Origin of the sequence: Paraburkholderia sp. (assembly GCF_035948235.1) — a bacterium.
Taxonomy (GTDB): domain Bacteria; phylum Pseudomonadota; class Gammaproteobacteria; order Burkholderiales; family Burkholderiaceae; genus Paraburkholderia.
Genome location: NZ_DASZJJ010000039.1, coordinates 1 through 4,019 on the forward strand (window position 1 = coordinate 1; position 4,019 = coordinate 4,019).

Sequence of the window (4,019 nt, forward strand, 5' to 3'; positions counted from 1 at the left end):
GGGTCCACGGCTCGTCCATGTAATGAACCCACAGCGCGCGGCCGACCAGGATGGCGACGACGAAAATGATTGCCGTCGCGATAAAGCCAATAATGTTTCGGATAGTCATGATTCTTTCAAGCCGGTTCAACGCCGGTTTCAACGATAGACGGCAAGCCCGATCACGCAGCACACGACCACGAGCAGACTCACGCGGAACAGGGATGGGTGCCACACGATGCGATACAGGCCGGTTCGGGCCAGCACGGAATCGAGCACCCAGGTGATCGCCGCGCCCAGAATGAAGAGCAGCACGATCGCCGGAATGTAGGCGTCCAGAAACGCCACGTCACGAGGCATGGTTCGCTCCTTGCGTGTCGCCGGGACGACGGCCCGACGAGTGGTTCGTATCCGCATTCACGCTTGCCGCCGCATAAGCCGCGAACGGCGACTGCGGGTCGATGAGCGCGGTGCGGATGAAATGCAGATGGCTCAGGCAGCGCTGCAGCGGGTGCCGCTCTTCGCGCGGCGCGTCCTCGCGCAGCACGTCTTCGAGCACGGCTTGCGCTGCGCCAATGGCGGCGCTGGTGGTGGCCAGCGCGGCGGCATGGCGGCGCGCATCTGGGCGCTCGAACAGCGCGGCCACGCTCTTGAGCGTCGCGGCGGTTTGCGCGCGCCACGGTGCGTTCTTCGCGAAGCGCGGATGCGCGGGCAGCGAACCCAGCTCCTCGCGCAGATCGACCGCGGCATTGCCGATTTCGAGTGTCGAGAACATCCAGCGCAGCGTGTCCTGGCGGAACGCCTCGTCGTTGCCCGCGAGCGCGTTGAGCTGGAACATCAGGTCGCGTGCGCCGCTTTCGAAGCGGTTGCGCAGGCCCGCGCCGCCCTTGATGCCCGGCAGCCCTTGCAGGCGCGAGCGGCAGGCGTGCACGGCCTGGCCGCGCAGGTTGGCCAACAGCCGGTTGCGTAGCCACGGCGTCGAAGGCGGCAGCAGCACGGCGAAGGCGGCGGCCGAGACGATCATCGAAATAACCAGCGCGATCGCGTCGTTGATATAGCCGGTCGGGTTGTACTGCATCAGGTTGTCCGGGCCCGCGAGGAAGCACAGGAAGATGCAGTAGCCCACGCCGATGCCCATGTATTTCGGCCGCGTCGAAATAAAGGTGCCCAGTGCCAGCGCCGGCGCGAGCGCCACGCACAGCATTGGAAAGCCGTCGATGTGCGGAAACACGCCGAACGTCAGGAACAGGCCAACGATGGATGCGAGCGTCGTGCCGATCGCCATCTGGCTTGCCATGCGCGTGGGCTGCGGCGACGCCGACGCCAGCGCGCAGGTGGCCGCGGCGTTGAGCACGAGATTCGTGCCGCTCGGCCAGGCGGTGGCGATCCAGAACGCGCCCAGCAGCCCCATGACGATGGCCGCGCGCACGCCGTGCACGCTCGCCGCGACCAGATTGGTCTTCGGCACGTAACGGGCGATCCACTTTTCGCGCGAATGCGTATCTACGGCAAGCGACGCGTAGGTCGCCGTGTACTCGTTCATCTCGTGAACGAAGCGGTAGAACAGCTCGGTCGCGGTGTCGAAGTCGAGCAGCCGCGCGGCCTTGTGGGCGAGGGCGGCAGCGTCGTTCACGGGTAACGCCGCTTCGAGTTGCGCGCGCGTTTCGCGTACGCGTCTGGGCAGCGCCGCGCGGTATTGCGAGAGCTGCGCGGAGGCTTGCGTCGCGTCGGCGGCCGTGAGCACGCGCTCGCCAGCATTCTCGAACAGCGGCGCGATCTCGCGGAAATACGGTTCGAGCGCATCGACCGTCACCGTCGAGCCGTCGCTGCGCAGGCGGTTCATCAACTGATGCAGCGCGTGAAAGCGCGTCGATGCCGCCATGAACTCGGTGTTCAGGCGCGCCAGACGCCCCGAGCGCATGCGCGAATCGGGCGTCTCGAACACGGCGTTGCTGCGGCTCGCCTCGAAACCGACGATATCGGCCACGAAGCGCGCATTGGTCGCTTCGATCTGCGAACGGTCGATGCGCCCGGCCAAAGACGCCGACACATAGTCGACAAACGACGAAAAGCGCCGGCGCACCGTCGAGCGCAGCAGCTCGCCGGTAAATTGCGGAAACACGATCGCGCTCACAACGCCCGAGGTCAGAATGCCGATGGAGATTTCGGCCACCCGCGTCATCGCCGACATGAAGGCGCCGTCGGGGTGCTGCGAGGCCGGAATGCCGATCAGCGCGGCGGTATAGCCCGCGAGCACGAAGCCGTACGAGCGGAAATTGCGGTTACGCGCCGCGCCCGCCGTGCAGATGCCGACCCAGATCGCCGTGGTGGCGATGAAAAGTTCGGGCTGCTGCGCGAACAGGCCGATCAGCGCCAGCATCACGACGAGGCCGACCAGCGTGCCGCAAAGCCGGTAGAAGCTCTTGGCGAACACCGGGCCGCTTTGCGGCTGCATGACGATGAACACCGTTGTCATGGCGGTGCGCGGCGAGGGCAGTTCGAGCTTCATCGCGATACCCAGCGCGATGAGCGCGGCGGCGATCGTCTTGAACAGATAGAGCCAGACGAGGCCGTCGGTGCGCGCCCAGTCGACGAAAGCCTTGAAGAGGCTCTGGCCGTCCGGTTGCGAAGAGGGGGAGGAGGCTTGCATCGTCGCGCGCCTTATTGAGCACCGGCTTGCGCGCCGGCGTCAGCCGACGAGCGCGGCGCGAGCAGCGCGGCGGGCGCGAGCGGCACGGCGCGGGTTTTCTTGCCGTGCGCGGGCAACTGTTCGGCGGCCGTCGGACTGGCCACGGCGGGGTCGGCTGCGGTATCGGCTCCAGCGGCGATCATGCCGCCGCCCAGCGCCGCCACCAGCGTCGCGTGCGCGGTCAGGCGCTCGGCCTGAATGTGCGCGACGCCTTCCTGGGCGCGCAGCAACTGCGTCTGCGCGATCAGCACGTTGACGTAGTCGGTCAGACCGCGGCGATAGCCTTCCTGCGACAGGTCGTAGTTGCGCTGCGCGGCCGCGACCGAACGATGCGCGTCGTCTTCCTGCGTCGCGAGCGAACGCATGCGCACCACCTGATCGGCGATTTCCTTGAGGGCGGTGACGATGGTCTGGTTGTACTGATCCACGGCGATGTCGTAAGCCGCCGATTGCGCGCCGAGCTGCGAGCGCAGGCGTCCGCCGTCGAAGATCGGCAGCGACAGCGCGGGGCCGCCCGTCCAGCTGCCGCTCATCGACTTCAGGAACTGGAACATGGGGCCGGCGGCCGCATAACCGCCCATCGACACCAGCAGGTTGATGTTCGGATAAAAGTCGGCCTTGGCCACGTCGATGCCGCGCGCCTGGGCAGCCACCGTCCAGCGTGCCGCCACGATGTCGGGTCGATGGCCGATCAGTTCGGCCGGCAGCGCCGAGGGCAGGCCCGCCGGAGCGGCGAGTGAGAGCGCCGGGCGCTGAATCGCTTCGCCCGCGCCAGGACCCTTGCCCGCGAGCGCCGCGAGCTGGTTCTTGCCCAGCGCGATCGCTTCTTCGAGCGAGTCGATCTGGCGTTCGTACTCGGGCAGCGGCGTTTCGGCCTGGCTCACTTCGAGCTGCGTGCCGATGCCGCCCTTCAGGCGGCGCTGTGCGAGCGCGAGGATCTTCTGCTGTTCGCCGAGCGTCTGTTTCGCGATATCGAGCAGCGCGTAATTCATCGACATATCGATATACGCGCGCGTGACGTTCACTTCGAGTTCGAGCTGTGCGGCGCGTGCGTCGGCAGCCGTGGCGTGCGCGGCGTCGAGCGCGCGCTCGGCATTGTTCTTGTCCTGACCCCAGAGGTCGAGGTGGTACGACAGACCGAGCGTGGCGGTGTTGTTCCACGAATTCGAGTTCGCGAGCGACCCCGGCCCGTAATAGATATTGTCGGACCAGTGCTGGCGCTGCACCGACATGCTGCCGTTGACCTGCGGCAGCAGGCCGGCTTCGGCCACGCCCGCCATCGAACGCGCCTCGCGCACGCGCGCCTGGGCGGCCGCGAGCGACGGATTGCCCGCGATCGAGGCGTCGATCC

General features: G+C 67.1%; 3 protein-coding genes and 1 pseudogene. All 4 read right to left on the bottom strand.

Going from position 1 to position 4,019, the window contains the following annotated elements; genetic code table 11:
* Positions 1 to 109: pseudogene (locus VG320_RS02525) on the bottom strand (efflux transporter periplasmic adaptor subunit); the annotation flags it as partial.
* A gap of 29 nt (positions 110 to 138) precedes the next feature.
* Positions 139 to 339 carry a DUF1656 domain-containing protein gene (locus VG320_RS02530; RefSeq protein ID WP_167056474.1) on the bottom strand — a complete coding sequence of 67 codons (201 nt, stop codon included), beginning with the start codon at positions 337 to 339 and terminating at the stop codon, positions 139 to 141.
* Complete coding sequence (locus VG320_RS02535; protein WP_327198593.1) at positions 329 to 2,629, bottom strand: FUSC family protein; 2,301 nt, start codon at positions 2,627 to 2,629, stop codon at positions 329 to 331. Before VG320_RS02535 ends, VG320_RS02530 begins: the two co-directional genes overlap by 11 nt.
* Before the next feature lie 11 nt (positions 2,630 to 2,640).
* The coding region (locus VG320_RS02540) for an efflux transporter outer membrane subunit (protein WP_327198594.1) at positions 2,641 to 4,019 on the bottom strand (1,379 nt) is incomplete at its 5' end.

Coding starts and splice junctions, on each gene's coding strand:
- VG320_RS02530 (WP_167056474.1), bottom strand. CDS start 339: ATGCCTCGTGACGTGGCGTTTCTGGACGCCTACATTCCGGCGATCGTG.
- VG320_RS02535 (WP_327198593.1), bottom strand. CDS start 2,629: ATGCAAGCCTCCTCCCCCTCTTCGCAACCGGACGGCCAGAGCCTCTTC.